The sequence below is a fragment of the Methylobacterium sp. UNC300MFChir4.1 genome, assembly GCF_900110155.1.
GTDB lineage: Bacteria > Pseudomonadota > Alphaproteobacteria > Rhizobiales > Beijerinckiaceae > Methylobacterium.
On the sequence record NZ_FOCS01000016.1, the window covers coordinates 92,244 to 117,162 of the forward strand.

Annotated in this window: 25 protein-coding genes; 19 read left to right on the forward strand and 6 right to left on the reverse strand. The window is 72.4% G+C overall.

The window, feature by feature from the left end; genetic code table 11:
- The first annotated feature begins 51 nt into the window (after window positions 1-51).
- Entirely contained in the window at window positions 52-435 is a 384-nt protein-coding gene (locus tag BMY19_RS20560) for a hypothetical protein (protein WP_020093846.1), read from the forward strand.
- A 238-nt stretch (window positions 436-673) separates the two neighbouring features.
- Here the strand turns inward: BMY19_RS20560 and BMY19_RS20565 are convergent, their stop codons facing one another.
- From BMY19_RS20565 to BMY19_RS20575, 3 genes are all read right to left on the reverse strand, one after another.
- The gene (locus tag BMY19_RS20565; RefSeq protein WP_100252815.1) at window positions 674-1,468 is read right to left on the reverse strand and encodes a DUF1194 domain-containing protein; all 795 of its coding nucleotides are present in this window, start codon (window positions 1,466-1,468) and stop codon (window positions 674-676) included.
- A 313-nt stretch (window positions 1,469-1,781) separates the two neighbouring features.
- Window positions 1,782-2,006, reverse strand: a complete 225-nt coding sequence (locus BMY19_RS20570; protein ID WP_012320868.1) for a hypothetical protein — start codon at window positions 2,004-2,006, stop codon at window positions 1,782-1,784.
- A 282-nt stretch (window positions 2,007-2,288) separates the two neighbouring features.
- The gene (locus tag BMY19_RS20575; protein ID WP_100252781.1) at window positions 2,289-3,002 is read right to left on the reverse strand and encodes an SIR2 family NAD-dependent protein deacylase; all 714 of its coding nucleotides are present in this window, start codon (window positions 3,000-3,002) and stop codon (window positions 2,289-2,291) included.
- Between the two features lie 120 nt (window positions 3,003-3,122).
- On the opposite strand from BMY19_RS20575, the gene BMY19_RS20580 reads away from it, so the two are divergent.
- The 8 genes from BMY19_RS20580 (at window position 3,123) to BMY19_RS20620 (ending at window position 11,707) form a co-directional block, all read left to right on the forward strand.
- Window positions 3,123-3,683 carry an isochorismatase family protein gene (locus BMY19_RS20580; protein WP_020093849.1) on the forward strand — a complete coding sequence of 187 codons (561 nt, stop codon included), beginning with the start codon at window positions 3,123-3,125 and terminating at the stop codon, window positions 3,681-3,683.
- Window positions 3,680-4,750 carry a GlxA family transcriptional regulator gene (locus tag BMY19_RS20585; protein ID WP_100252782.1) on the forward strand — a complete coding sequence of 357 codons (1,071 nt, stop codon included), beginning with the start codon at window positions 3,680-3,682 and terminating at the stop codon, window positions 4,748-4,750. Before BMY19_RS20580 ends, BMY19_RS20585 begins: the two co-directional genes overlap by 4 nt.
- Window positions 4,751-4,985: 235 nt before the next feature.
- Window positions 4,986-6,413, forward strand: a complete 1,428-nt coding sequence (gene hydA / locus BMY19_RS20590) for a dihydropyrimidinase (protein ID WP_100252783.1) — start codon at window positions 4,986-4,988, stop codon at window positions 6,411-6,413.
- A gap of 48 nt (window positions 6,414-6,461) precedes the next feature.
- Window positions 6,462-7,457: an ABC transporter ATP-binding protein gene (locus BMY19_RS20595; protein WP_091681839.1), complete on the forward strand. Its 996-nt coding sequence runs from the start codon at window positions 6,462-6,464 to the stop codon at window positions 7,455-7,457.
- A gap of 11 nt (window positions 7,458-7,468) precedes the next feature.
- Window positions 7,469-8,731, forward strand: a complete 1,263-nt coding sequence (locus BMY19_RS20600) for an ABC transporter substrate-binding protein (RefSeq protein WP_100252784.1) — start codon at window positions 7,469-7,471, stop codon at window positions 8,729-8,731.
- A 277-nt stretch (window positions 8,732-9,008) separates the two neighbouring features.
- A complete protein-coding gene (locus tag BMY19_RS20610) occupies window positions 9,009-9,944 on the forward strand; it encodes an ABC transporter permease (protein WP_100252786.1) in 936 nt (311 codons plus the stop codon).
- Between the two features lie 2 nt (window positions 9,945-9,946).
- Window positions 9,947-10,834 carry an ABC transporter permease gene (locus BMY19_RS20615; RefSeq protein ID WP_056523607.1) on the forward strand — a complete coding sequence of 296 codons (888 nt, stop codon included), beginning with the start codon at window positions 9,947-9,949 and terminating at the stop codon, window positions 10,832-10,834.
- A gap of 189 nt (window positions 10,835-11,023) precedes the next feature.
- Window positions 11,024-11,707 (forward strand): 50S ribosomal protein L25/general stress protein Ctc, encoded by a 684-nt coding sequence (locus tag BMY19_RS20620; RefSeq protein ID WP_020093856.1) that lies wholly within the window; start codon window positions 11,024-11,026, stop codon window positions 11,705-11,707.
- Window positions 11,708-11,778: 71 nt separating this feature from the next.
- On the opposite strand, the gene pdxH is transcribed toward BMY19_RS20620, so the two are convergent.
- Window positions 11,779-12,402, reverse strand: a complete 624-nt coding sequence (gene pdxH, locus BMY19_RS20625; RefSeq protein ID WP_020093857.1) for a pyridoxamine 5'-phosphate oxidase — start codon at window positions 12,400-12,402, stop codon at window positions 11,779-11,781.
- Between the two features lie 92 nt (window positions 12,403-12,494).
- On the opposite strand from pdxH, the gene BMY19_RS20630 reads away from it, so the two are divergent.
- Window positions 12,495-12,995: an RT0821/Lpp0805 family surface protein gene (locus BMY19_RS20630; RefSeq protein ID WP_026605034.1), complete on the forward strand. Its 501-nt coding sequence runs from the start codon at window positions 12,495-12,497 to the stop codon at window positions 12,993-12,995.
- 38 nt (window positions 12,996-13,033) lie between these two features.
- Here the strand turns inward: BMY19_RS20630 and BMY19_RS20635 are convergent, their stop codons facing one another.
- A complete protein-coding gene (locus BMY19_RS20635) occupies window positions 13,034-13,333 on the reverse strand; it encodes a hypothetical protein (protein WP_020093859.1) in 300 nt (99 codons plus the stop codon).
- A 343-nt stretch (window positions 13,334-13,676) separates the two neighbouring features.
- On the opposite strand from BMY19_RS20635, the gene BMY19_RS20640 reads away from it, so the two are divergent.
- The 5 genes from BMY19_RS20640 to BMY19_RS20660 all read left to right on the forward strand — a co-directional run bounded on the left by BMY19_RS20640 (window position 13,677) and on the right by BMY19_RS20660 (window position 20,199).
- Window positions 13,677-15,293: a glucosamine inositolphosphorylceramide transferase family protein gene (locus BMY19_RS20640; RefSeq protein ID WP_020093860.1), complete on the forward strand. Its 1,617-nt coding sequence runs from the start codon at window positions 13,677-13,679 to the stop codon at window positions 15,291-15,293.
- Between the two features lie 185 nt (window positions 15,294-15,478).
- Window positions 15,479-17,452, forward strand: a complete 1,974-nt coding sequence (locus BMY19_RS20645; RefSeq protein WP_020093861.1) for a monovalent cation:proton antiporter-2 (CPA2) family protein — start codon at window positions 15,479-15,481, stop codon at window positions 17,450-17,452.
- A 17-nt stretch (window positions 17,453-17,469) separates the two neighbouring features.
- Entirely contained in the window at window positions 17,470-18,906 is a 1,437-nt protein-coding gene (locus BMY19_RS20650; RefSeq protein ID WP_100252787.1) for an MATE family efflux transporter, read from the forward strand.
- A 110-nt stretch (window positions 18,907-19,016) separates the two neighbouring features.
- Window positions 19,017-19,808: a DUF937 domain-containing protein gene (locus BMY19_RS20655; protein ID WP_100252788.1), complete on the forward strand. Its 792-nt coding sequence runs from the start codon at window positions 19,017-19,019 to the stop codon at window positions 19,806-19,808.
- 73 nt (window positions 19,809-19,881) lie between these two features.
- A complete protein-coding gene (locus BMY19_RS20660; protein WP_100252789.1) occupies window positions 19,882-20,199 on the forward strand; it encodes a cupin domain-containing protein in 318 nt (105 codons plus the stop codon).
- A 22-nt stretch (window positions 20,200-20,221) separates the two neighbouring features.
- On the opposite strand, the gene BMY19_RS20665 is transcribed toward BMY19_RS20660, so the two are convergent.
- A complete protein-coding gene (locus BMY19_RS20665; protein WP_100252790.1) occupies window positions 20,222-20,671 on the reverse strand; it encodes a hypothetical protein in 450 nt (149 codons plus the stop codon).
- Between the two features lie 541 nt (window positions 20,672-21,212).
- On the opposite strand from BMY19_RS20665, the gene glyA reads away from it, so the two are divergent.
- The 4 genes from glyA (at window position 21,213) to BMY19_RS20685 (ending at window position 24,899) form a co-directional block, all read left to right on the forward strand.
- Window positions 21,213-22,517 (forward strand): serine hydroxymethyltransferase, encoded by a 1,305-nt coding sequence (glyA, locus tag BMY19_RS20670; protein ID WP_100252791.1) that lies wholly within the window; start codon window positions 21,213-21,215, stop codon window positions 22,515-22,517.
- Between the two features lie 115 nt (window positions 22,518-22,632).
- Window positions 22,633-23,166, forward strand: a complete 534-nt coding sequence (gene nrdR / locus BMY19_RS20675) for a transcriptional regulator NrdR (protein WP_100252792.1) — start codon at window positions 22,633-22,635, stop codon at window positions 23,164-23,166.
- Entirely contained in the window at window positions 23,163-24,272 is a 1,110-nt protein-coding gene (gene ribD, locus BMY19_RS20680; protein ID WP_100252793.1) for a bifunctional diaminohydroxyphosphoribosylaminopyrimidine deaminase/5-amino-6-(5-phosphoribosylamino)uracil reductase RibD, read from the forward strand. Before nrdR ends, ribD begins: the two co-directional genes overlap by 4 nt.
- 3 nt (window positions 24,273-24,275) lie before the next feature.
- Window positions 24,276-24,899 carry a riboflavin synthase gene (locus tag BMY19_RS20685; protein WP_100252794.1) on the forward strand — a complete coding sequence of 208 codons (624 nt, stop codon included), beginning with the start codon at window positions 24,276-24,278 and terminating at the stop codon, window positions 24,897-24,899.
- The last annotated feature ends 20 nt before the right edge of the window (window positions 24,900-24,919 follow it).

Sequence of the window (24,919 nt, forward strand, 5' to 3'; positions counted from 1 at the left end):
GGGGCCGTGGGGAAACCCGCGGCCCCATTCTCTTGGAAAGTACTCGACCCGATGATGCGTCCCGCCCTGACGGCCTGCCTCACCCTGATCCTGACGGCGGCCCCCGCCCTCGCCTCGCCCTGCGGCGACCGGATCGAGGGCGTCTCCAAGCGGGTCCAGTCCGAGCTGACCCAGTCGATCTCCGCCTCGACCAGCGGCCAGGGTAACGCCGCCAAGCGCGGCGGCGAGGGTGTCACCGGGACGGAGGGCCAACGGGCGAACGAGTCGCCGCAGGCGCCGCCAGAGAAGTCGGCCCAGGCTGGCCAGGGCGCGGACGCCGCCCAGCAGGCGAAGGTCGCCCTGGAAGAGGCGCGCACGGCGGATCAGAAGGGCGACGCGCAGGCGTGCGAGGCGGCGCTCACCCGCGCCGAGCAGCAGCTGAAGAAGGCACCCTGAGGGGCTGATACGCTTCTCGGTTATCCGTTTCTGCCCCACCGTCCTTGCGAGCGGAGCGAAGCAACCCAGGGTCACGCCAAGCCTTCCGAGGTCGCGCTGCCCTGGGTCGCTTCGCTCATGATGACGGAGCACGTAATACCCCAGCCTCCGTCAGGTCCGAGCCGGCCCGTCACGGTAGGCCCAGGGCCGGCCGCGAGGGCGATTCGATCCGCGTGACGTACGTCCGGGGAGAGCCCCGTCACCGCCCCAGCGCGCTGATCTCGATCACGAATTTCCGCCGCAGCGCCCGCGAGAAGTCGCCGTAGCCGGCAGCCGCCAGCAGGAAGGCGCCCGGGCCGCCGATGACGTGGGCGCGGTACCACTGCTCCAGGCCCGTGCGCTCCTGCGGCAGCGGCGTCGGGAGCAGGCCGTAGCCGGGCGCCCGGTAGGCCCCGGCCCCGACCACGTCGTTCTCGCCCGGCACCAGGATCGGCAGGCCGTTGATCGTCGCGCCGGTGTCGAGCAGTGACCGGTGCGCCTCCGCGAGACTGGCGGCGTCGGTGCAGTTGTCGATCCCGTCGCCGGAGACGTCGACCACCACGCGCTCGGCCGGGACCGGGAGCGCCGGGAGCACGGCGGCGGTCACGGTGCGGAACATCTGGCCGAGGCAGGTGAACTCGCCCGCCTGGCGCGGCGTCGCCCGCACCAGGGCCGCGGCCGCCGCGGCGTCGGCCCGGCCGGCGATCCGCCGCCAGCCGACCGCGAGGGTCGCCCGGTCGGCCCAGGTCACCATCGCGAACAGGATCCCGCCCGGATTGCCGGTGATCGCGCCGAGGACCGACGGATCCTCCAGGGCCTCGGCGATGCCCTCCATCTGCAGCCGGAAGCGCGCGTCGTCGACGGATTGCGACACGTCCACGGAGACGACCAGCGCGGTGGCGACGCTCTCGGGCGCGGCCTGAACGGGCTCGGGTGTGGCGGGCGCGAGCCCGAGGAGCAGCAGGCCGGCGCCCCGCAGGACGCCGCGGCGGATCCGTCGCGAACCCGTCCGCATCATCGGCCTCGGCGCTCCCGGAAGGCGCGGCCCTGCGGCCGTCGCGCATCCGTTAGGCCACGTTTCGGCGTCGCGCGAAACCGGCCTTTCGGGGGGCCCGCCGCGCGGACCCGCCCGTCGGACCGACGCGCCGCGGGGCAGGCCCGGATGCGCGTCGGCAGGGTGTGGTTCGGGCGCGAAGCCCGGCCCCGGTGAGGAAGGTTCGCTCCGGCGGCGGTGGCCCGCTCATCTCGGAGGTTGCCCGTCCTCCGGCCCCGTCCCTGGGCCGGCCGCGGGGTCGTCGAGGGCGGCCTCGGCCGCCCCGGAAGCTGCCTCAGGCCGCCGCGGCGGCGAGGGCGTGCGGGTTGCCGTTCAGGCCGGCGCAGAGATCGTCGATCTCGGCGAGGTCCAGCGCCTCGCCGGCCCGGCCGGCGATGGTGTCGATCAGGTGATCCTGACGGGGGTCGAACGGATGACCCTGCATCCGGTAGAACTGGTAATAGCGCAGTGCCGCCAGGACGGTGTCACGCTCGCGGTCGGTTACGGTGAAGTGCTGCATGGGTAGTTGCTTCCCCTTGTGGCTTCAACGAACGCTCGGGTAGGCCGCGACGCCGATCCCGAGCTTGACTGTTGTAACCCGTGGGCAACTGCCCGACCAGTTCTTGACAGCTCGCGCCGATGTGATTCGCGTCATTTAAGATTTTGATCCTGGCCCGGTCCGGCGGATCACGGGCCGAGAAACCCCGTTCGCACAACAGGTTGGCGAGCCCGAAGGCGAACGCCGCGTGGTCGGCCCCGTCTGCGGCCGGTCCCGAATCCCCGCCGTCGGCCGGTCGCCCCGCTAGAGGCCGAGCTCGTCGAGGTAGCGCGGCAGCGCGACGCTCGCCGGCCCGTAGCGGGTCGCGTCGAAGGCGTCGGCGTTGTCGGACGGCTCCAGGTTGACCTCGCAGGTCGGGATGCCGAGGGCCTGGGCCTGCCGTACGTAGCCGGCCGCCGGGTAGACCGCCCCCGACGTGCCCACGGCCACGAACCGGTCGGCCTCGGAGAGCGCCGCCTCGATCGCGTCGCGGTGCATCGGCATCTCGCCGAACCAGACCACGTCCGGCCGCATCCGGCCCGGAGTGCTGCAGGTGGGGCAGCTGTCCGCCCTGCTCAGGTCGGCGCGCCACGGGGTGACCGCGCCGCAGGCGCAGCAGCGCGCCTTGAGCAGCTCGCCGTGCATGTGGGTGACCGCCCGCGAGCCGGCCCGCTCGTGCAGGTCGTCGACGTTCTGGGTGCACAGGAACAGCCGCCCGCCCCGGTCGGCGATCCGCGCCTCGGCCCGCGCCAGAGCGAAGTGCGCGGCGTTCGGCTCGGCCGCGACCACGCCGCGGCGGCGATGGTCGTAGAAGTCGAGCACCGTGTCGGGATCGGCCGCGTAGGCCTCCGGTGTGGCGAGCTTCATCGGGTCGAACCGCGCCCAGATCCCGCCGCGGTCGCGGAACGTGCCGAGCCCGCTCTCGGCCGAGACGCCGGCCCCGGTCAGCACGAAGATCGTCTTGGGATGGTCGCTCACGCGCGGCTCCTGTTCGCCCGAGAATGGCCGGATATGTCCGCTCGTTGGCGGTGCGGTTTCTTTCCCGCCGGGTCCCGGCGGTGAATGCTGCGGCTCGCTTCACCGAACGGGAGACACGAAATGTCCGATGTTGCGCTGCTGGTCATCGATGTCCAGGAATCCTTCCGGCACAGGCCCTTCTGGAACGACGCCGATGTCCCGCCCTTCACCGCGCGCCTGCAGGCGCTCATCGACGGCGCCGCCGCGCGGCGGATCCCGGTCCTGCAGGTGTTCCACGTGGCCGAGAGCGGCCCGTTCGCCATCGCCTCCGGCCACGTCCGTACCCTCGCGCCGGTCGTGATCGCGCCGACGGCCACCTTCCACAAGCGCCGGCACAGCGCCCTGGTCGATAGCGGCCTGTCGGGCTGGCTGACGCAGCACGGCATCCGCCGGCTGATCGTGTCGGGCATCCGGACCGAGCAGTGCTGCGAGACCACGGCCCGCCACGCCTCCGACAGCGGCTGGCAGGTCGACTACGTGACCGAGGCCACCCTGACCTTCGCCATGACCCACCCGGACGGCCGCCGCTTCGGCGCGGACGAGATCAAGGCCCGCACCGAGCTGGTGCTGACCGACCGGTTCGCCCGGATCGCCACCGTGGACCAGGCGCTGGCCGGCCCGGACCTGCCGGTCGCCGCGTGAGCGGGGCGGCGCGGCACATCCCGGTCCTCGTGGTCCTGCCGCCGCGCGCGCTGCTGCTCGACCTCGCCGGCCCGCTGGAAGTGCTGCGGATCGCCGGCACCGTCCAGGACCGGGTCGGCTTCGCGGTGGCGTACGCGGCGCCGCGGGCGCTCACCCGCTGCTCGATCGGGCTCGACCTGGGCGGTGCCGGACCGTTGCCGGAGACGGTGGCGGACGGGACGGTCGTGCTCCTGCCGGGCTCCGCCACGCAGGTGCTCGGCGACGGGCCGGCTGGAGCGCCCGACGCCGACGCGGAGGCCAAGATCGTCGCGTGGCTGCGCGTCGCGGTCCGGCCGGGCCACATCGTGGCGACCGTCTGCGAGGGCGCGCTGCTCGCGGCGCGGGCCGGGCTCCTCGACGGCTACGTCTGCACCACCCACCATGCCAGCTGCGACCGGCTGAGGGCGGCGGCCCCCGGGGCCCGAGTCGTGGACAACCGCCTGTTCGTGCAGGACCGCGACCGGTTCAGCAGCGCCGGCGTCACGGCCGGCATCGACCTGATGCTGCACCTCGTGGCGGAGTGGGCCGGTCCGGCGACGGCGGTCGCCGTCGCGCGGACGCTCGTCGTGTACATGCGGCGCGGGCCCGACGATCCCCAGCTCTCGCCCTGGCTCGAGGGGCGCAGCCACCTGCACCCGGCGGTCCACCGGGCCCAGGACGCGATCGCCGCCGACCCGGCTCGGGACTGGTCGCCGGCGCTGCTCGGCCGGGTCGCGGGCGCGAGCCCGCGCAACCTCGCGCGGCTGTTCCGGCTCCACGCCGGCATGACCGTGACGGACGCGGTCAACCGGTCCCGCGTCGCGCTGGCCCGGGATCTGATCGCGCAGAGCGACCTCGGCCTGGAGCGGGTCGCCGAGCGCGCCGGCTTCGGCTCCGCCCGGCACATGCGCCGCGTCTGGCGGCAGTTCCACGCAGCGGCGCCGTCGCGCCTGCGTGCCGGACCCGCGGACGGGGCGTCCGCGCCGGTCCGACCGAGGCACCCCGCGAGACACCCGTCCTTGCGAGCGGAGCGAAGCAATCCAGGGTAGCGCTCCGCTTTCCGGCGTCGCGCGCCCCTGGGTCACGTCGCTGCGCTCGTGATGACGGGAGAGCGACGACGGCCGAAGGCTTCGGCTGGAACCGCGTGCGTCAGGCCGTGCCGCTCGCGGCCCGCTGGACCCGAACAGCGGCCTGTGACCTCCTGCCGTGCCGAACCGGTCAGCCCGAATCGGCGCGGACCCTGCATCGGCCCGGCGCGCCCGCTGGCGCGGAGGAGTGAGCGGCATGCCCGAATTCGACCTTGCCATCCGGGGCGGCACGGTGGTCACGGCGAGCGACACGGTCCGGGCCGATATCGGCGTGCGCGGCGGGCGGATCGTGGCGGTGGCCGAGGGTATCGCCGACGCGGCCCGGGTGATCGACGCCTCCGGCCTGCTGGTCCTGCCGGGCGGCATCGACAGCCACGTCCACATCGCCCAGGATTCCGGCCCCGGCATCGTCATGGCCGACGACTTCGCCAGCGCCACCCGGGCGGCGGCGGCCGGCGGCACCACCTGCGTGATGCCCTTCGCGCTCCAGCCCCGGGGCGCCTCGCTGCGCGGCGCCGTCGACGCCTACCGGGCCAGGGCCGAGGGCCAGTGCCACGTCGACGTGGCGATCCACATGATCATCTCGGACCCGACCGAGGCGGTGCTCGGCCAGGAGCTGCCGGCGCTGGTGGCCGACGGCTACACCTCGTTCAAGGTCTTCATGACCTACGACGACCTCGTGCTGAGCGACCGCCAGCTCCTCGACGTGTTCCACGTCGCGCGGCGGCAAGGCGCCCGGGTCATGGTCCACGCCGAGGGCTACGACGCGATCCGCTACCTGAGCGAGCGGCTGGAGCGAGCGGGCGAGACCCGGCCCTACGGCCACGCCCTGTCGCGCCCGGAGATCGTCGAGCGGGAGGCGGCCCACCGGGCGATCAGCCACGCGGAGCTGATCGACCTGCCGATCGTCATCGTCCACGTCTCGGGTCGCGAGGCCACCGAGCAGATCGCCTGGGCGCAGGCGCGGGGCCTGAAGATCCGGGCCGAGACCTGCCCGCAATACCTCACCCTCACGGCCGAGGACATGAAGGGTCTCGGCCAGGAGGATCTCATGGCGGGGGCGAAGTACGTCTGCTCGCCGCCGACGCGGGACGTCGAGAGCCAGGAGGCGGTTTGGTCGGGGATCCGGCGCGGGATCTTCGACGTGGTCTCGTCCGACCATTGCCCGTTCCGCTACGACGATCCGCAGGGCAAGCTGAACCCGCGGGGGAAGACCTCCTTCCGCTGGATCCCGAACGGCATTCCCGGCATCGAGACGCGGCTGCCGGTGTTCTTCTCGGAGGGGGTCTCGAAGGGGCGGATCAGCCTCAACCAGTTTGCCGCGCTCACCGCCACGAACCACGCGAAGCTCTACGGGCTCTACCCGCGCAAAGGCTCGATCGCCCCGGGCTTCGACGCCGACCTGACCCTGTGGGACCCGAACCGGCGCGAGACCATCCGCCAGGCGAACCTGCACCACGGCTCCGACTACACGCCCTGGGAAGGCTTCGACGTCACCGGCTGGCCGGTCATGACCATCGCGGGCGGGCAGGTCATCGCCGAGGACGGCCGGGTCCTGTCCGAGCCGGGGCGCGGGCGGGTGCTCGACCGGGCCGTCGATCCGGCCGAGCGGCGGGACGCCTGACGGCCGCGCTGGCCCGCCGCTTGCCTGCAGCTCCCGGGGGAGAACCGCATGGACGTCGAGCTGATCGGCCTGACCAAGCGCTACGGCGCGGCCATTGCGGTCGACCGCATCGACCTGAAGGTGCCGTCCGGCGCCTATTGCTGCCTGCTCGGCCCCTCCGGCTGCGGCAAGACCACGACGCTCCGGATGATCGGCGGGCACGAGCGCGCCAGCGCGGGCGACGTGGTGATCGGCCCGAAGGCGGTGGGCGACGCCGCCCCGGCCGAGCGCGGCACCGCCATGATGTTCCAGAGCTACGCGCTGTTCCCGCATCTCGACGCGCGCGACAACGTCGCCTTCAGCCTCAAGATGCGCGGGATCGGCAAGGCGGAGCGCCGGACCAAGGCGATGGCCATGCTCGACCTCGTGCAGATGGGCCACCTCGCCGGGCGCCTGCCGGCCCAGCTCTCGGGCGGCCAGCAGCAGCGCGTGGCCCTCGCCCGCGCCCTCGTCACCGGCCCGAAGGTGCTGCTCCTCGACGAGCCGCTCTCCGCCCTCGACCCGTTCCTGCGGGTGCGGATGCGGGTCGAGCTGAAGCGGATCCAGACCGAGCTCGGGCTCACCTTCATCCACGTCACCCACAGCCAGGAGGAGGCGATGGCGCTCTCCGACCTCGTGGTGGTGATGAATGCCGGCCGGATCGAGCAGGCTGCCGACCCGCGCACCGTGTTCGAGCGCCCGGCCACCGCCTTTGTGGCCCGGTTCATCGGCGGCCACAACGTGATCCGGCTGCCGGAGGGGCTCGTCGCCGTTCGGGCGGACCGGATGCGGCTCGGCGCCGAGGCCGGCCCCGCCGCGCGGCCGGCCCGGGTGGTGGCCGTCGAGTACCAGGGCACCAGCGTCCATGTCGGCCTCGACGCCGAGGGGCTGGAGCGCGCGCCCGAGAGCCCCGCCGCCCTCACGGCGATCCTCAGCGACGCGGAGTTCGCGGCCCGCCCGCTCCGCCCCGGCGACATGATCCCGGTCGGCTGGGACGCTTCAGCCGCCCACCGCCTCGACGCCTAACGGAGACCACCATGGACCTGCCCCAGAAGCCGAGCCGGCGCACGCTCCTGAAGGGGGCCGCCGCGCTCGCCGCGACGCCGGTGACCGGCTTCCCGGCGGTGCACGCCGCCGAGCCCGTGACCCTCCGCTATCTCGGCACCGCCGTGAACCAGTCCGCCGACATCGCCAAGAAGGTGAAGGAGGATCTGGGCATCACCCTCGAATACATTCCGGTGGTGACCGACGAGGTGACCAAGCGGGCGGTCACCCAGCCGAACTCCTTCGACCTGATCGACACCGAGTATTTCAGCCTCAAGAAGATCCTGCCCTCTGGCAACCTGCAGGGCATGGACGCCAAGCGGATCAAGCTCGCCGACAAGATCTCTTCGGTCTTCACCAAGGGCCAGGTCGCGGGCAAGAAGATCGGCGACCAGGGCACGGCGCCCAAGAAGGTCTTCTACCTGGAGGGCATCGACTCCAAAAAATTTGCCGGCGAACAGACTCAGTGGATCTCGCTGATCCCCACCGTCTACAACGCCGACACGCTGGGCATCCGGCCGGACCTGATCAAGATGCCCGTCACGAGCTGGAAGGAGCTCCTGAACCCGGCCTTCAAGGGCAAGGCCTCGATCCTCAACATCCCGTCGATCGGCATCATGGACGCCGCCATGGTGGTGGAGGCGACCGGCGACTACACCTACGGCGACAAGGGCAACATGACGAAGCCCGAGATCGACCGCACCATCAAGGTGCTGATCGAGGCCAAGCGCGCCGGCCAGTTCCGCGCCTTCTGGCAGGACTTCAACGAATCCGTGAACCTGATGGCCTCGGGCGAGACGGTGATCCAGTCGATGTGGTCGCCCGCCGTCACCAAGGTGCGGGCGCAGGGCGTGCCCTGCACCTACCAGCCGCTGAAGGAGGGCTACCGGGCCTGGGCCTCGGGCTTCGGCATCCCCAAGACGCTGAGCGGCCGGAAGCTCGACGCGGCCTACGACTTCATCAACTGGTTCCTGTCCGGCTGGGCCGGGGCGTACCTCAACCGGCAAGGCTACTACTCCGCCGTGCTGGAGACCGCCCAGGCGAACATGCAGCCCTACGAGTGGGCCTTCTGGATGGAGGGGAAGCCCGCCGAGAAGGACATCCTCGGCCCCGACGGCACCCTGATCGAGAAGGGCGGCGCCACCCGCGACGGCGGCTCCTTCGACGCGCGGATGGGCGCGGTCGCCTGCTGGAACGCCGTGATGGACGAGAACACCTACATGGTGCGCAAGTGGAACGAGTTCATCGCGGCGTGAGGGCGGTGCGCGCCGCCTCCCCGCCCTCCTCTCTCCAAGGGCACTCGGAGACGCCCATCCGGCGCAGCGACGCGGCCGCCGGATGGAACGCGGGTCCCCTCTCCCGTGCGGGAGAGGGACAGGGTGAGGGATGCGACTTCTCCGGAAGGACCGGCCCCCTCATCCCAACCCTCTCCCGCACGGGAGAGGGGGCGCGGCGCGCCTCGCAGGAGCCGATGTATGAACGTCGGACCCCGCGGAGGTGGAGGGAAGCGTCGGCACGCGTGGGGCGTATCCGATGACCGATCTCGCCCTGCCCGCCGCCGCGTCCGCCGAGCGGGCCGCAGCGCCCACCGTCGCGGCCCGCCCGCGCGGCCGCGCCCTCGCCTACCTCCAGGCCGCGCCGCTGGCCCTCGTCTTCCTGGTCTTCCTGGTGGTGCCACTGGTGCTCACCGGGATCGTCTCGCTCTGGGAATACAACGAGTACGAGATCATCCCGGCGCTCACCCTGCAGAACTACGCCGACGTGTTCGACGGCTGCCTGTCGGCCGACCTCTGCACGACCGTGCGCACCTACCTGTCGACGGTGAAGTTCGTCGCGCTGACGCTGGCGATCACCCTGCCGCTGGGCTTCGCCATCGCTTATTTCCTGGCCTTCCACATCCGCTCCGGCACAGTGCGGATGGGCCTGTTCCTGCTCTGCACGATCCCGTTCTGGACCTCGAACGTGATCCGCATGATCTCGTGGATCCCGCTGCTCGGCCGCAACGGCCTCGTCAACGACACGCTCCGCACCCTCGGGCTGATCCGGCAGCCGATCGACGGCCTGCTCTACTCCGACTTCGCGGTGGTGCTGGCCTTCGTGCACCTCGACACGGTGTTCATGATCGTGCCGATCTTCAACAGCCTCGCGCGCATCGACCGGCGGCTGATCGAGGCGGCGCGCGACGGCGGCGCGTCCGGCGCGCAGATCCTCTGGAACGTGATCCTGCCGCTCGCCAAGCCCGGCATCGCCATCGGGACGATCTTCGTGACGACCCTGGTGATGGGCGACTTCGTCACCGTGGGCGTGATGGGCGGCCAGCAGATCGCCAGCGTCGGCAAGGTGATCCAGGTGCAGATGTCCTACCTGCAGTTCCCGGCCGCCGCCGCCAACGCCGTGGTGCTGCTCGCCGCCGTGCTGCTGATGATCCTCGGGCTCACCCGGATGATCGACCTCCGGCGGGAATTGTAGCGATGGACCAGCCCCGTGGCCGCGCCTTCTACCTGCTGGCGGCGGTCTTCGCCCTCTACGTCCTGTTCCTCTACGGGCCGACTCTGACGATCCTGGCGCTGAGCTTCCAGGGCCCCTCGGGCGGCCTGACCTTCCCGATGAACGGCGTCTCGACCCACTGGTTCGCCAAGCTGTGGGAAGGCGTCGGCGTGATCGACATCTGGGCGGCGCTGCGGCGCTCGCTGGCCCTCGGCCTCGTGGTCATGGCGCTCACCGTGGGAATCGCATTCTACGCGGGCCTCGCCTTCCGGAAGGGGTTTCGCGGGGCCGGCCTCGTCTTCGCCCTGGCAGTCTCGAGCCTGATCGTGCCCTCGATCGTGGTCTCGCTGGGCATCGGCCTGGAGTTCCGGCTCCTCGACGACGCCGTGAAGGCGCTCGCCGCCGCCACCGGCTGGGGTTTCCTGCAGGATCACGGCACGCTGATGGGCCTCTACAGCTCGGCGCTGGGCGCGCATCTCACCTGGACCCTGCCCTTCGGCCTGCTGATCATGTTCGCGGTGTTCAACCGGTTCGACCCGGCCTACGAGGAGGCCGCCCGCGACCTGGGCGCCAGCGGCCCGCAGACGCTCCGGCACGTGGTGGTGCCGATCCTCGCGCCCGCGCTCGTCGGCGTCGCGCTGTTCGGCTTCACCCTGTCGTTCGACGAGCTTGCCCGCACCAGCCAGGCGATCGGCGGCCGCAACACCCTGCCGCTGGAGCTGCAGGGCCTGACCACGACGGTGACGACGCCGGAGATCTACGCCCTCGGCACGGTCACCACGGCCGTCTCGGCGCTGGTGATCGGGACCGCGCTCGGCCTGACCCTGTGGCTGCAGAAGCGCCGGGCGCGGCGGGCGCTGGCGGGCCTGTGATCGATGCCGGACGGCCGGGCCGCCGCGGGTCGGCGGCGCCGCCGCATTGCCAATCCGCCCCCGCCCGTGTATGCGCACGGCGCGCCCCCGAGACACCCTTGGAGGCAGGGGCGCGCCGGGAAGGATGTGGCCGTCCGCCAGGGGCGGCCTTTTCGTTTTCCGGCTCCAGCAATCGTAAAGGATCACGCCATGAGCGCTGTGAAGACGCTTGAGGCCGTGGCACGCGACCGGGTCGGCAAGGGGGCCGCCCGGGCCGTTCGTCGCCAGGGCCAAGTTCCCGCCGTCATCTACGGGGGTGGCCAGCCGCCGCAATCCATCGCGGTCGACCTCATCCGCACCCGCACCCTGATCTACGCCGGCGGCTTCAAGACCACGCTGTTCGAGATCAACGCCGGCGGCAAGAAGGTCCGCGCGATCCCGCGCGACTTCCAGCTGGACCCGGTGACCGGCGTGCCGCTGCACGTCGACTTCCTGCGCGTCGTCTCGGGCCAGACCGTCACGGTCGAGGTGCCGGTGCACTTCGTCAACGAGGACGCGGCCCCCGGCATCAAGAAGCTCGGCGGCACCCTCAACATCGTGGCCCACACGCTGAGCCTCGACGTCGCCCCCGACCAGATCCCGGACGCGATCGAGGTCGACCTGACCGGCCGCGCGATCGGCGACGTCATCCACGTCTCCGACATCAAGATCCCGGCCGGCACCTACACCGGCGAGCAGACCGACCCGGTGGCCAACATCGTGCCGCCGACCGTGCTGGGTGCCGAGGTGGAGGCCGAGGAGGCCGCCATCGCCGAGGCGCAGTCGGCCGAGGCCGCCGAGGAGAAGGCCGAGGAGTCCGCCGAGGACGAGAAGAAGGACGGCGAGGAGGCCTGAGCCTCAGCGCCACCCGTCACGCGACGCGAGAGCCCCGGCCCTGCCGGGGCTCTCTGCGTTTCGGCTTGATGTCAGGGATAGAGCCGCGCCCGGCTCCAGCCCGCGCCCGTCCGGGTGAAGCGGACCCGGTCGTGCAGGCGGAAATCGCCGTTCTGCCAGAACTCGACGCTCACCGGCGCGATCCGGAATCCGGTCCAGTGCTCCGGCCGGGGGATCGGCCCGTCGCCGTACCGCTCGGACAGCTCCGCCACCGCGTTCATCAGCGTGGCGCGGTCGGCCAGCGGGCGGGATTGCTGGCTGGCGATCGCCCCGAGCCGGCTCTCGCGGCGGCGGCTCTGGAAATACGCGTCGGCCTCCGCGGCCGTGACCGGCGTGATCGGCCCGCGGGCCCGCACCTGCCGGCGCAGGCTCTTCCAGTGCAGCACCAGGGCCGCCTGGGGGTTCTGCGCCAGCTCCTCCCCCTTGGTGGACTGCGTGTTGGTGTAGAAGACGAAGCCTCGGGCGTCGAAGTCCTTCAGCAGGACCATTCGCACGTCCGGCAGCCCGTCCGATCCGGCGGTGGCGAGCGCCATCGCGTTCGCGTCCTCGGGCTCGGAGGCCTCGGCCTCCTTCATCCAGGCCGCGAACAGCCCGACGGGGTCCTCGCTCAGCGTGAAGTCCGCGCTCTTCGGGTCATCGGTCCTTAACTGATCCACGCCAAGACTCCTGCCAGCCGCGTCCAGGGCCTGAGGGGGCACCGACATCGGCATGTTCGGTCGAGCGAATAGCCCGTCGTGAGTCAGGTGTAATGCGGGGATGCGCGTGTAAAGGGCCAAGCCGGCGGTCGCGCATCTGCGCGTCCGTGTCGGTGGTGTCGATGGCGATGGCGATGGCCCTGTGCGGCTGCAGCCAGCCCCTGCTGGTCTTCCGGGGCGATCCGCCGGCGGCGCCGCCGCGCGTCGTCGAGGAGCCGACCGTCACCGGCAGCATCGAGAAGCGGCCTGTGAGCTTCGGGGACGACCTCGCCGAGGAGGATTGGCGCCGGGCGCGGGCCGCCCTGAGCGTCGCCCTGGATCCGCAGGGCAACGGGCGGCCGGTCAAGTGGGACAACCCGGAGACCGGGCTCCACGGGTCGGTCAATCCGACCGGGCTCCCGTACGTCTCGGACGAGCTGATCTGCCGCAACTTCCTGGCATCGGTGATCGCGCCGACCCGCAGCCGCTTCGTCCGCGGCACCGGCTGCAAGCTCTCGGGCGGACCGTGGACGCTCAAGCGCGTCCGGGCCGCGAGCGGCCTCGGACGCTCCTGAACGACGAGGCCGTCGCGCGACGGCCTCCGCGGATCGCCTCAGTAAGGGTAGCCGTAGTACGGCCGCACGCGCAGGCGCGGCTGCGCGGCCGGCGGCGCCGCGTAGCGGGCCGCGGCCTCCGGATCGTAGGTCCGGATGTAGGGGTCGAGGGCCGGGTCGCGATAATTGCCGTTGTTGACCCCGGCCGAGCGGTCGTTGCCGCTCAGCGCCGCGTAGGGGGAGAGGCCGCTCCCGCTGTCGCCGCCGCCACCGCCGCCACCGCCCCAGGCGAAGGCCGTTCCCGGAATGGCGGCGAGGAGCATCGCCGCGAGGGGCATCGTCAGCGTCTTGCGCGTCATGTCCTGTCTCCGCACCACGTCCTTGACTGGCGAACGGTCCAGCTGGAGGTGGAGTTCCCCTCGGCGAACCGCCACCGCCTCGCGACATTGTATCACGACCCGCCAACACGCGTTTATTTGAAGGACGGCGTTTCGATTTTTCCGGTTCATCGTCCAGAAATCGTCCCGCACGTTAAGCTTGAACCTGTAGACAGCCACGCGGCCGTGCTTGATCGTGGCGCGGCGTAACAGCATTCGAGCCTGGCTCGACCGTATCGAGGGTCGAGGCCGGGCGCATCTTGGGTCTGGCCGCCGTGAGCGTCGATACGAAATCCGGCACGCGGGGCGCGGGGCCGACCGGCTGATGGAGCGGGTGATCGGAGGCACGGACCGGCCGTCGGCGACCGGTAGCCGGGCTCCCGCCCGGACGGAGCCGTCGCCCTCCGGGACGCGCGCCCGCACCCGGACCATCGTCGTGCGGCTCGACCGCCGGTCCCTGCGCGGCTGGCACATCCGGCTCCTCGACCAGCTCGGGCAGCGGCCCGACCATCGGATCCGCGTCGCCTGGGTCGAGCACGCGGAGGGCCTGCCGCCGAACGCGGAGCTCCTGTTCCGCCTGGAGGCCGCCATCCACGGCCTGCCGCGGCCGGGCCTGGCGACCGCGGCGGAGCCGGTGGCCCTCGCCCCCTACGAGGCGAGCCCCGACGGCGCGGAGCCCGGCGGGAGCGCCGCCGACCTCGTCCTCGACCTCTCGGACAGCCCCGCGGATCCGGGCCCGGCGCCGGCCTGGCGGCTCGATTACGACGGGATGCCGGGCGAGGCCGGCCTCCTCGCCGCCCTGTTCGCCCACGGGGCGCCGGTGGCGGCCCTGCGCGGTCCGGACGGTGCGCCGGTGGCGATCGGCCGCCTCGGCACGGAATCGCACACGGTGATGCTCACGGCCTTCGAGGGTTACCTCGCGCGGACCATCACGCTGATCCTCGCCGCCCTCGACGGCGCCGCCTCGACGGCGCTCCCCGACGGAGCCGGGGCGCCCCTCCAGCCCGCGACCGCCTACGACCTCGGCGGCCTGGGCGCCCGCCGCCGGGCCGCCGGGGGGCTCGCCCGGCAGATCGCCCGCCGGCTCTACGCCCTCTGCTTCCACGGCCCGCACTGGCGGGTGGGCTGGCGGCGGATCGTCGGCCCCGACCTGATCGACCTGCGCCGGCATCCCGAGGGTGGCTGGCAGGTCCTTCCCGACGACGGGCGCCGCTTCTACGCCGACCCCTTCGCGATCGCTCGGGACGGCGCCGTGACCCTGTTCGTGGAGGAGTTCGACTACCGCCGCGGCAAGGGCGTGATCGCCGCGGTGGATTTCGGGGCGAACGGCCCCCGCGGCCGCCCGGAGCCGGTGCTCGAGCTCGAGACCCACCTCTCCTATCCGTTCGTGTTCGAGGCGGACGGGCAGGTCTGGATGATCCCGGAATCCCACGCCTCCGGGACGATCGACCTCTACCGGGCCACCGACTTCCCGCGCGGTTGGGTCCACGAGGCGGTGCTCCTCGACGGGGTCGTGGCCGGGGACGCGACCCTGCTGCAGCACGGGGGCCACTGGTGGATGTTCGCCACGGTCCGGGCCGGCGGCGGCAGCTACTCCGACACGCTCCATCTCTGGCACGCGCCGCATTTCCGCGGGCCCTGGACGCCGCACCGGCACAACCCGGTGCTGATCGATATCGGCTCCGCCCGGGCCGCGGGCCCGATCGTGGCGCGCGACGGCGGCCTGATCCGGCCCGTCCAGGATTGCCGCCAGGGTTACGGCGCGGCGCTCGGCCTCGCCCGGATCCTCCGCCTCGACGAGGAGGCCTACGCGCAGCAGGTCGAGACGCGCCTGTGCCCGGGCGCGGCCTGGCCGGGTACGCGCCTGCACATGCTGAGCGCCGCCGGTGGCTTCGAGTTCATCGACGGATCGCACCGGGCGCGCCCCCGCCTCTTGGGCTGAGCGCGTCTCTGGGCTGAGCGCGTCTCTGGGCTGAGCGCGCCTCTCGGGCCGAGCCGGGGCCGAACCGCCCCGCGCGGGCCCGTCGGTGCCGAACGGCACCCGCTTACGGCTCGCATCCCGGCCCCGTGCGCGCTAAGCGGGGGCTCCACCTGCGCCGATCCAGCAGAACCGCCGGGACGATCACCATGGCGAGCCCCGTCGAACATGCGAGCTTCCTGCCGCCGGTCCTGACCTTCCTCACGGCGGCCGTGATCGGCGTGCCGATCTTCCGGCTGATCGGGCAGAGCGCCGTGCTCGGCTACCTCGTGGCCGGCGTGCTGATCGGGCCCTCCGGCCTGTCGCTGATCGCCGAGCCCGACACGGCCGCGAGCGTCGCCGAGATCGGCGTGGTGCTCCTGCTCTTCATCGTCGGGCTGGAGCTTCACCTGTCGCAGCTCGTCTCGATGCGCCGCGACATCTTCGGCCTCGGCGCCGCGCAACTCGTCGTCTGCGCGCTCGTGCTCGGCGGCGCCGGCCTCGTGGCGGGCCTCAGCTTCGGCGCCGCCGCGGTGATCGGCCTCGCGCTCGCCCTCTCGGCCACCGCGGTGGCCCTGCAGCTCCTGGAGGAGCGGGGCGATCTCGGCAGCGCCTACGGCGCGCGCGCCTTCGCGGTCCTGCTGTTCCAGGACCTGTCGGTGGTCGGCATCCTGGCGCTGATGCCGCTGCTGGCCTCGGCCGGCGAGGCGACCGACGTCTCCTGGCTCGGGGAGGCCGCGGTCTCCACCGGCAAGGCGCTCGCGGCGATCCTCGCGGTGGTGCTGGTCGGCCGCTACGGCCTGAACCCGTTCTTCCGGCTGCTCGCGGCGAGCGGCGCCCGGGAGGTGATGACCGCCGCGGCGCTCCTGGTGGTGCTCGGCACCGCGCTGCTCATGGAGCAGGTCGGCCTGTCGATGGCGATGGGCGCGTTCCTCGCCGGCATCCTGCTCGCCGAGTCGAACTTCCGCCACCAGCTGGAGGCCGACATCGAGCCGTTCCGCGGCATGCTGCTCGGCCTGTTCTTCATGAGCGTCGGCATGTCGATCGACGGTACCCTCGTGCGCGAGGTCTGGCCGGCCCTGTTCGGCGCGACCCTGGCGGCGATCCTGGTCAAGGTCGCCATCGTGGCCGGCCTGTTCCGGCTGTTCGGCTCGGATACCCTCGGGGCCCTGCGGGGGGCCGCGGTCCTGGCGCCCGCGGGCGAGTTCGCCTTCGTGCTGCTGCCGCAGGCCCAGGATCTCGGCCTCACCGGCGTCACGGCGACGCGCTTCGCGGTGGCGCTCGCCGCGCTGACCATGCTGATCGGCCCCATCGCCGCCAAGGGTCTCGACAAGCTGATCGAGCGGCGCAACGCGCGCAGCACCTTCGCGCTGGAGGAGCCCTCCACCGAGCTGTCCGAGAGCGGCGACGCGCGGGTGCTGGTGATCGGCTTCGGCCGGTTCGGGCAGGTGCTGACGCACGTGCTGATGGCCGAGGGCATCCCGGTCACGGTGATCGACAAGGACGTGGAGCAGTTGCGCGCGGCCTCGCGCTTCGGCTTCCGCATCTACTACGGCGACGGCACGCGCCTCGACGTGCTCCGCGCCGCCGGGATCGGCCGGGTCGAGCTGGTCTGCATCTGCGTCGACGACCGGGAGGGCGCCCTCAAGATCGTCGACATCGTCCACGAGGAATTCTCGAGCGTGCGGACCTTCGTGCGGGCCTACGACCGCCTGCACGCGGTGGAGCTGATGAACCGGGACGTCGACTACCAGATCCGCGAGACCGCCGAATCCGCCCTCGCCTTCGGGCGGGCGGCTCTGGAGGGGCTCGGCCTGTCGCCGGAGGCCGCCACGGCCCGGACCGACGACGTGCGCAAGCGGGACATCGCGCGGCTGGTCCTGCAGCAGGCGGGCGCCCTGCCGGACGGGTCCAGCTGGATGCGCGGCGCCGCGGCCGGGCTGAAGCCCGAGCCGCTGACCGCCCCGGTCCGGCCGGCCCGGGCGCTCAGCACCGAGACCCGCGACCTCGTGGGCAGCGACCGGCGCGAGGCCGCCGAGCGGCTCCTGGAGAAGCCCGCCCTGGCCCCGCAGGAGACGGAAGCCGCCGAGGATCCCGATCCGGAGGCCGAGCTCGAGGCGGAAGGCAGCGCCCGGGATGCGTGACGGGCGGGATGTCTGACATGTCCGACGGGCCGCCCCCGGCGGAGGCGGGCCGCTTCGTCACCGGCTCGATCCTCCGCCACGTCGTGGTGATGGCGGCCACCGGCTCGGTGGGCCTGATGGCGATCTTCGTCGTCGATCTCCTGTCGCTGCTCTACGTCTCGACGCTGGGCGACCCGAACCTCACGGCGGCGGTCGGCTTCGCCGGCATCGTCCAGTTCTTCGCCACGGCGGTGAATATCGGCCTGATGATCGCCGCCGGCGCCCTGGTCGGGAAGGCCGTCGGCGCGCGCGACCGCGCGGCGGCGCGGCGCCTCGCGACCTCGGCGCTGGTCCTCGGCAGCCTCGTGGCCGCCCTCATCGCGGGGCTGATCGCGCTGCTGGCCGGCCCGCTCCTGGCCCTGATCGGCGCGCAGGGCGAGGCGCTGCGGGTGGCCGTCCTGTTCCTCTACATCACCCTGCCGTCGAACCTTCTGCTCGCCGCCGGCATGCTGTTCACCGGGCTGCTGCGCGCGGTCGGCGAGGCGCGGCAGGCGATGTCGGTCACCCTGGCCGGCGCCGTGATCACCGCGCTCCTCGATCCGCTGCTGATCTTCGGGGCCGGCCTCGGCGTCACGGGCGCGGCGATCACGGTCTGCGCGGCGCGCGCGACCTTCGTGGCGGTGGGCGTCCGCGGCGTCGCCCGGCACGGCCTCCTGGGCCGGCCGCGCCTGTCCGATCTGCCGGCCGACGCGGCAGCCCTGGCAGGTGTCGCGGGCCCGGCCGTGCTGACGAACCTCGCCCCCTCGGTGGCGAGCGCCTTCCTGGCGCGTCTGTTCGCCGGCTACGGAGCGGACGCGGTCGCGGCCGCGTCGGTGATCGACCGGCTGACGCCGGTGGCCTTCGGCGGCCTGTTCGCGCTGTCGGGGGCGATCGGCCCGATCCTGGCGCAGAACTGGGGCGCGGGCCTGTTCGAACGGATGCGCGGCGTGCTCGGCGCGGCGATCCGGGTGACTCTGGCCTACTGCGCCGCGGTCTGGCTCCTCCTGGCGCTGGCTCGGGGATGGCTCGCCGGCCTGTTCGGCCTGCAGGGGGTCGCGGCCGAGCTGTTCGGCTTCTTCTGCCTCGTCGGCGGCGCGATCTGGTTCTTCAACGGGCTCCTGTTCCTCGGCAACGCCGCCTTCAACAATCTCGGCTTCCCGCTGCGCTCGACGCTGCTGAACTGGGGCCGGGCGACGCTCGGGACGATCCCGCCGGCCATGCTCGGGGCGTCGCTCTACGGCCCCCGCGGCGTGGTGGCCGGGATGGGGGTCGGCTCCCTGGTCTTCGGCGCGCTCGGCATCCTGCTCGCCCGCCGCACGGTCGACCGGCTCGAGGGTGTGGGCCCGCGTCGGCCGGGGCCCGACGTCGCCGCCGAGGCGCCCCACCGGGCGGCGCCGCTGCCGCCGGGGCACGCCCATCCCGAGCCGCTGAGCTGAGACGGCGGCGCGGAGGCACAAGTTCCGCGGGTGGGAACTGGTATTTCCCCGCGCAAAGGGTCACGATGCCCTGTCCCGGGCGGTCCCGGCCGGGACAGGATCGAGGCGTCATGTTCAACCCGCTCGAGATGTTCCAGGCCCAGGGCGAGGCCGGGCTTCAGGCCATGGGCCAGCCGTTCGGCCTGACGACCGAGCAGACGGCCCGCGCCTTCGAGGCGCTGATGCCGGCCCTGACGCTCGGCCTCCAGCGCAGCGTCGGCCTGGACCCGACCGGCTTCGCGCGGATGTTCGGTCTGGAGGCCGCCAAGCCGGCGCCGGCGCAGGGGTTCGAGGCCCTCGGCCAGATGTTCGGCTCGGCGCAGCTGATGCAGGCGGTGCTGCGGCAGGCCTCGGCGACGAGCGGCGTCGGCGCGCAGGTCCTGCGCCAGATGCTGCCGATGATGGCGGGCGCCGTGGTGGCGAGCATCGTCCACGTCATGCTGAACCAGCCGCAGGCCGAGCCGGCGCGGCCGAGCGCGCCGCCCCCGCCCGTGCCGTTCCCGTTCGGCCCGGCCTGGGCCGAGATGGCCAGGGCGATGATGCCCGCCGTCGAGCCGCCGGCCCCGCCGCCGAAGCCTACCGCCAAGCCCACCGCCAAGCCCACCGCCGATCCGCAGGCGAGCGCGGGCGAGGCCGGCTCAGACATGTTCCAGCAGATGCTGCGCACCGGGGCCGAGGTTCAGGGCAACAACATCCGGGCGATGCAGGAACTGTTCGAGACCTTCTGGCCCACCTCCGGCACGCCGTCCGCGAGCGCGGCGCCTCCGGCGCCGTCGACCAACCCGGCCCGACCGGATCCCGCGCCGGCCGACCCCGCGGCCGGCAAGGGCCGGCGCGGCCGCCAGCCCGGCGGGACCGGTTAACGCGGGGGCGGGGTCCGGGCGGGCGTTGACCCGACCGATCGGAGCGGCACCCTGCCGGCGAGGAGACCCGTCGATGAGCGATTACCTGACCGCCTGGGACGACCGCGCCGAGAGCCTCGGCGGGAACGGCGTCGCCAAGCGCACGATCCCGGGCTCGGGCGCCAGCCTCGTGCGCGTGGTCGTCCCGGCCGGCGTCTCGGCGCCGGCGCACAGCCACGATCACGAGCAGTTCGTTCAGGTGCTCTCGGGCTCGGGGATCCTAGAGACCGAGCGGGGCCGCGAGCCGTTCTCGGCCGGCAGCGTGTTCCACTTCCCGGCCGGTGCGTGGCACGCGGCCGCGTTCGAGACCGAGACGGTCCTGATCGAGACGAACCTCGCCCCGCGGGCCTGACGGCGCGACACGCCGTCCGGCCTCAGCCGCCCGCCGAGGCGTCGAACTGCACGTCCAGACTGACGATGCGCGCCACCGTGTCGCGCGCGTAGCGGATCGCGTCCTCGGCGGTGAGCAGATGCCCCTCTTGCGGATCGAAGACGATACCGCCCGACTGGGCCACGCAGGCCGCGACAGCCATCCACGCGCCGGCGCAAGCCGGGAGCGTGGCGAAGTAGAAGGCATAGACGCACGTCCACGGCCCGCCGAAGTCGATGTCGGTATAGGTGTCTGTCAGATCCGACAGCGGAATGATCTGGCACTCGAAGCCGGCCTCGCGGCGCCCCCAGGTCGCGGGCAGATGCCCTTGCGTGGCCGGCGGTATGCGCGCGGCGTCGAGTTTCAGATCGAACCCGTTTTCGTGGATGGCCGCCTGCCATTCCGCCACGCCAGGCATCGCGCCCGCGCAGAGCGCGTAGGCTTCCATGCTCATGGCAACCTCTCTCCGAGTAGGATCGCTGATATTGACAGTCCCTTGACCGATTTTCCTCGTCTCAAGTGAACCTCTATGACGGGAAAACTGTCATCCACGCCGACATCTCTGCGCAGTTCGCGCGCGCGAACCGGCGTCTACTGCGCCTTGCCGGTCTTGATATCCCAGATCGCTCGAACCGGGGCAGCGCTGGTCCTGCCGTCGCGCGATGAAGGCTAGGCCGAGCCGAAGCTCAGTGATGGAATAATCCAGGACATCCGGCAGATCACAGTACCGCATCGCGTCTCTGATCCTCGAAACGTTCATGATTTATTCCATGACTTTTTTCCTTTTATCAAGCCGCTGATGGCAGAGAAGGAAAATATGCCGGCAGCACTCTCGAGCTCGCCGCGGCAGGCTGCGACAAATTATTCTTGGCGCGCGAGCAAAATGCCTGTGCTTGGCCTGAGCCCTCGGCGCGTGTAGGAATCCCACCTTCAACGCCCGCCCGTGCACGCCGACGAAAGGCCGGGCATCGCCCCTACCAGAACAGAGGCAGACCATGAGCGCCGGTACCGCCGCCGACAAGCACTTCTCCAACAGCTTCTTCGCCGCCCCGCTGACGGAAGCCGACCCCGAGATCGCCGAGGCGGTGGCCAAGGAGCTCGGCCGCCAGCAGCACGAGATCGAGCTGATCGCCTCGGAGAACATCGTCTCCCGCGCCGTGCTGGAGGCTCAGGGCTCGGTGCTCACCAACAAGTACGCCGAGGGCTATCCGGGCCGGCGCTACTACGGCGGCTGCCAGTTCGTGGACATCGCCGAGGATCTCGCCATCGAGCGCGCCAAGCGCCTGTTCGACTGCGGCTTCGCCAACGTGCAGCCGAATTCCGGCTCCCAGGCCAACCAGGGTGTGTTCCTGGCGCTCATGCAGCCCGGCGATACCTTCCTGGGCCTCGACCTCGCCGCCGGCGGCCACCTGACGCACGGCGCCCCGCCGAACGTCTCGGGCAAGTGGTTCAAGCCGGTCTCCTACACGGTGCGCCGCGAGGACCAGCAGATCGACATGGAGCAGGTCGCCCAGCTCGCCCAGGAGCACAAGCCGAAGGTGATCATCGCCGGCGGCTCGGGCTACCCGCGCCATTGGGACTTCGCCAAGTTCCGCGAGATCGCCGACTCGGTCGGCGCCTACTTCATGGTCGACATGGCCCACTTCGCGGGCCTCGTGGCGGCCGGCGTCCACCCGTCGCCGTTCCCGCACGCCCACGTCGCCACTACGACGACCCACAAGACCCTCCGCGGCCCGCGCGGCGGCATGATCCTGACGAACGACGAGGCGCTCGCCAAGAAGTTCAACTCGGCGATCTTCCCCGGTCTCCAGGGCGGCCCGCTGATGCACGTCATCGCCGGCAAGGCGGTGGCCTTCGGCGAGGCGCTGAAGCCCGAGTTCAAGATCTACGCCCGCCAGGTGGTGGAGAACGCCCGGGCGCTCGCCGACACGCTGATCTCGGGCGGCTACGACATCACCTCGGGCGGCACCGACAACCACCTGATGCTGGTCGACCTCCAGCGGAAGGGCCTCACCGGCAAGGCCGCCGAGGCGGCCCTGTCGCGGGCGCACATCACTTGCAACAAGAACGGCGTCCCCTTCGACACGCAGAAGCCGACCATCACCTCGGGCATCCGGCTCGGCACCCCGGCCGGCACCTCGCGCGGCTTCGGCGTCGCCGAGTTCAAGCAGATCGGCGGCTTCATCGTCGAGGTGCTGGACGGGCTCGCCGCCAAGGGTGAGGCCGGCGACAGCGCGGTCGAGGCCGACGTCAAGACCCGCGTCCACGCGCTGACGGACCGGTTCCCGATCTACGGCTGAGGCAAGAGGGCCGCTTGAGGCAGGGCCGGTCTTCCGGGCCGGCCCGCGGTGGATTAGGAAACGGCCGCGGATCCGACCGGTCCGCGGCCGTTTTCATGCCCGAGTAGCGAGATCCATGCGCTGTCCCTATTGCGGCGGCTCCGAGACCCAGGTGAAGGACTCGCGGCCCTCCGAGGACGGCGCCGCGATCCGGCGCCGCCGGGTCTGTCCGGACTGCGCCGGCCGCTTCACCACCTTCGAGCGCGTGCAGCTCCGCGAGGTCGTGGTGCTCAAGCGCTCGGGCAAGCGCGTGCCGTTCGACCGCGACAAGCTCCAGCGCTCCATCGACGTGGCGCTGCGCAAGCGCGCCGTCGATCCGGAGCGGATCGAGCGGCTGGTCAGCGGCATCACCCGGCAGCTCGAGAGCGCCGGCGAGCCCGAGGTGACCTCCGAGGCGATCGGCGAGCTGGTGATGGCGGGGCTGAAGGGCCTCGACGACGTCGCCTACGTGCGCTTCGCCTCCGTCTACAAGAACTTCCGCGAGGCCCGGGACTTCGAGGAGCTGCTCGGCACGCTGAGCGACGACACGCCGGTACCGGCGGCCGCGCCGGGTCCGGAGGGCGACCCGGAGCCCGAGGCGTCGGGGCGGCGCCGCGCCGGGCGTCCATGAGCGGCGACCCGAACTTCATGCGCCTCGCCCTGGCGCTGGGCCGGCGCGGGCTCGGCACCACCTGGCCGAACCCGTCGGTCGGCGCCGTCGTGGTCGAGCCCGGAACCGGCCGCATCCTCGGGACGGCGGCCACGGCGCCGGGCGGGCGCCCGCACGGGGAGCCCGTGGCGCTCGCCGCCGCCGGCGAGGCCGCCCGCGGCGCGACCCTCTACGTCACCCTGGAGCCCTGCTCCCATCACGGCCGCACGCCGCCCTGCACCGACGCGATCCTGGCCGCCGGGATCGCCCGGGTGGTCAGCGCCTTGGAGGATCCCGATCCGCGCGTGGCGGGGCGCGGCCACGATCTCCTGCGGCGGGGCGGCGTCGCGGTCGAGACCGGGCTGATGCGGGAGGAGGCGGCGCGCGACCATGTCGGCCACGTCACCCGGGTGACCCGCGGCCGCCCGGCCCTGCACCTCAAGCTCGCCCGCACCCGCGACGGCTTCTGCGCTTCCGCCGGGCCGGAGCGCCTGCGGATCACCGGGCCGGTGGCGGACGGGGCGGTCCACCTGTGGCGGGCCCACGCCGACGCGATCCTGATCGGCATCGGCACCGCCCGGGCCGACGACCCGTCGCTGACCGTGCGGCTGCCGGGCCTCGGCACGCGCTCGCCCCTGCGGGTCGTGCTCGACACGCATCTGCGGCTCTCCCCGGCGAGCGTCCTCGCCCGCACCGCCCGCGACACACCGACTTTGGTGCTCACGACCCGCTCGGCCCCGGCCCACGCGCGGCGGGCCCTGGAGGCCCTCGGCGTCGAGGTCGCCACCGTAGCGGCGGACGCGGCCGGCGGGATCGATCTCCCGGCGGCCCTGGCGCGTCTCGGCGAGCGCGGCCTGACCCGCCTGTGCAGCGAGGGCGGCCCCCGCCTTGCGGAGGCGCTGGCCCGGGCCGATCTGATCGATGCCTGCACGCTGGTCACCGGGCCGGCGGAGCTGGGCGCAGCGGGCGGCCTGCCGGCCCTGGGCCCGGCCCTGGCGGAAGCCCTAGCGGGCGAGCGGTTCCGGGAGGCCGAGCGGCTGCAGCTCGGGCCCGACACGGCCGTGACCTACGAACGCAACAGGACGTAAGCGATGTTCACGGGCTTGGTCAGCGCTATCGGCACGGTCGTCTCGGTCTCGGGCGACGGTGACCTGCGCCGGATCGCGATCCGCGCCGCCTACGATCCGGCGACGATCGCGCTCGGCGCCTCGATCGCCTGCGCCGGGCCGTGCCTCACCGCCGTGTCGGTGGAGCCGGCCCCGGGCGGCTGCGTCTTCGCGGTGGACGCCGCCGCCGAGACGCTGGCGCGCACCACCGTCGGCACCTGGGCGGCGGGCACGCGGATCAACCTCGAACGCTCCCTGAAGATCGGCGACGAACTCGGCGGCCATCTCGTCACCGGCCACGTCGACGGCCTCGCCGAGATCGTGGAGCGCGTGAGCGTGACGGCCGATGCCTGGGGCGCCAGCGAGCGCTTCACCCTGCGGGCCCCGGCCGCCGTGAAGAAGTTCATCGCCGAGAAGGGCTCGGTCTGCCTCGACGGCACCTCGCTCACCGTGAATGCGGTCGCGGACGACCTGTTCTCGGTGCTGCTAATCCCGCACACGCTCCAGGTCACCACCTGGGGCGAGCGGCGGCAGGGGGACCGGCTCAACCTCGAGATCGACCTGATCGCCCGCTACGCCGCCCGGCTCGCCGAGGCGCGTGGCGGCTGAGCCGGGCACCCTCGTCATGG

Excerpts from the sequence above, each read along its gene's own strand:
- BMY19_RS20560 (WP_020093846.1), top strand. The coding sequence starts at position 52 with ATGATGCGTCCCGCCCTGACGGCCTGCCTCACCCTGATCCTGACGGCG.
- BMY19_RS20565 (WP_100252815.1), bottom strand. The coding sequence starts at position 1,468 with ATGCGGACGGGTTCGCGACGGATCCGCCGCGGCGTCCTGCGGGGCGCC.
- BMY19_RS20570 (WP_012320868.1), bottom strand. The coding sequence starts at position 2,006 with ATGCAGCACTTCACCGTAACCGACCGCGAGCGTGACACCGTCCTGGCG.
- BMY19_RS20580 (WP_020093849.1), top strand. The coding sequence starts at position 3,123 with ATGTCCGATGTTGCGCTGCTGGTCATCGATGTCCAGGAATCCTTCCGG.
- hydA (WP_100252783.1), top strand. The coding sequence starts at position 4,986 with ATGCCCGAATTCGACCTTGCCATCCGGGGCGGCACGGTGGTCACGGCG.
- BMY19_RS20595 (WP_091681839.1), top strand. The coding sequence starts at position 6,462 with ATGGACGTCGAGCTGATCGGCCTGACCAAGCGCTACGGCGCGGCCATT.
- BMY19_RS20600 (WP_100252784.1), top strand. The coding sequence starts at position 7,469 with ATGGACCTGCCCCAGAAGCCGAGCCGGCGCACGCTCCTGAAGGGGGCC.
- BMY19_RS20610 (WP_100252786.1), top strand. The coding sequence starts at position 9,009 with ATGACCGATCTCGCCCTGCCCGCCGCCGCGTCCGCCGAGCGGGCCGCA.
- BMY19_RS20615 (WP_056523607.1), top strand. The coding sequence starts at position 9,947 with ATGGACCAGCCCCGTGGCCGCGCCTTCTACCTGCTGGCGGCGGTCTTC.
- BMY19_RS20620 (WP_020093856.1), top strand. The coding sequence starts at position 11,024 with ATGAGCGCTGTGAAGACGCTTGAGGCCGTGGCACGCGACCGGGTCGGC.
- BMY19_RS20630 (WP_026605034.1), top strand. The coding sequence starts at position 12,495 with ATGCGGGGATGCGCGTGTAAAGGGCCAAGCCGGCGGTCGCGCATCTGC.
- BMY19_RS20635 (WP_020093859.1), bottom strand. The coding sequence starts at position 13,333 with ATGACGCGCAAGACGCTGACGATGCCCCTCGCGGCGATGCTCCTCGCC.
- BMY19_RS20640 (WP_020093860.1), top strand. The coding sequence starts at position 13,677 with ATGGAGCGGGTGATCGGAGGCACGGACCGGCCGTCGGCGACCGGTAGC.
- BMY19_RS20645 (WP_020093861.1), top strand. The coding sequence starts at position 15,479 with ATGGCGAGCCCCGTCGAACATGCGAGCTTCCTGCCGCCGGTCCTGACC.
- BMY19_RS20650 (WP_100252787.1), top strand. The coding sequence starts at position 17,470 with ATGTCCGACGGGCCGCCCCCGGCGGAGGCGGGCCGCTTCGTCACCGGC.
- BMY19_RS20655 (WP_100252788.1), top strand. The coding sequence starts at position 19,017 with ATGTTCAACCCGCTCGAGATGTTCCAGGCCCAGGGCGAGGCCGGGCTT.
- BMY19_RS20660 (WP_100252789.1), top strand. The coding sequence starts at position 19,882 with ATGAGCGATTACCTGACCGCCTGGGACGACCGCGCCGAGAGCCTCGGC.
- BMY19_RS20665 (WP_100252790.1), bottom strand. The coding sequence starts at position 20,671 with ATGAGCATGGAAGCCTACGCGCTCTGCGCGGGCGCGATGCCTGGCGTG.
- glyA (WP_100252791.1), top strand. The coding sequence starts at position 21,213 with ATGAGCGCCGGTACCGCCGCCGACAAGCACTTCTCCAACAGCTTCTTC.
- nrdR (WP_100252792.1), top strand. The coding sequence starts at position 22,633 with ATGCGCTGTCCCTATTGCGGCGGCTCCGAGACCCAGGTGAAGGACTCG.
- ribD (WP_100252793.1), top strand. The coding sequence starts at position 23,163 with ATGAGCGGCGACCCGAACTTCATGCGCCTCGCCCTGGCGCTGGGCCGG.
- BMY19_RS20685 (WP_100252794.1), top strand. The coding sequence starts at position 24,276 with ATGTTCACGGGCTTGGTCAGCGCTATCGGCACGGTCGTCTCGGTCTCG.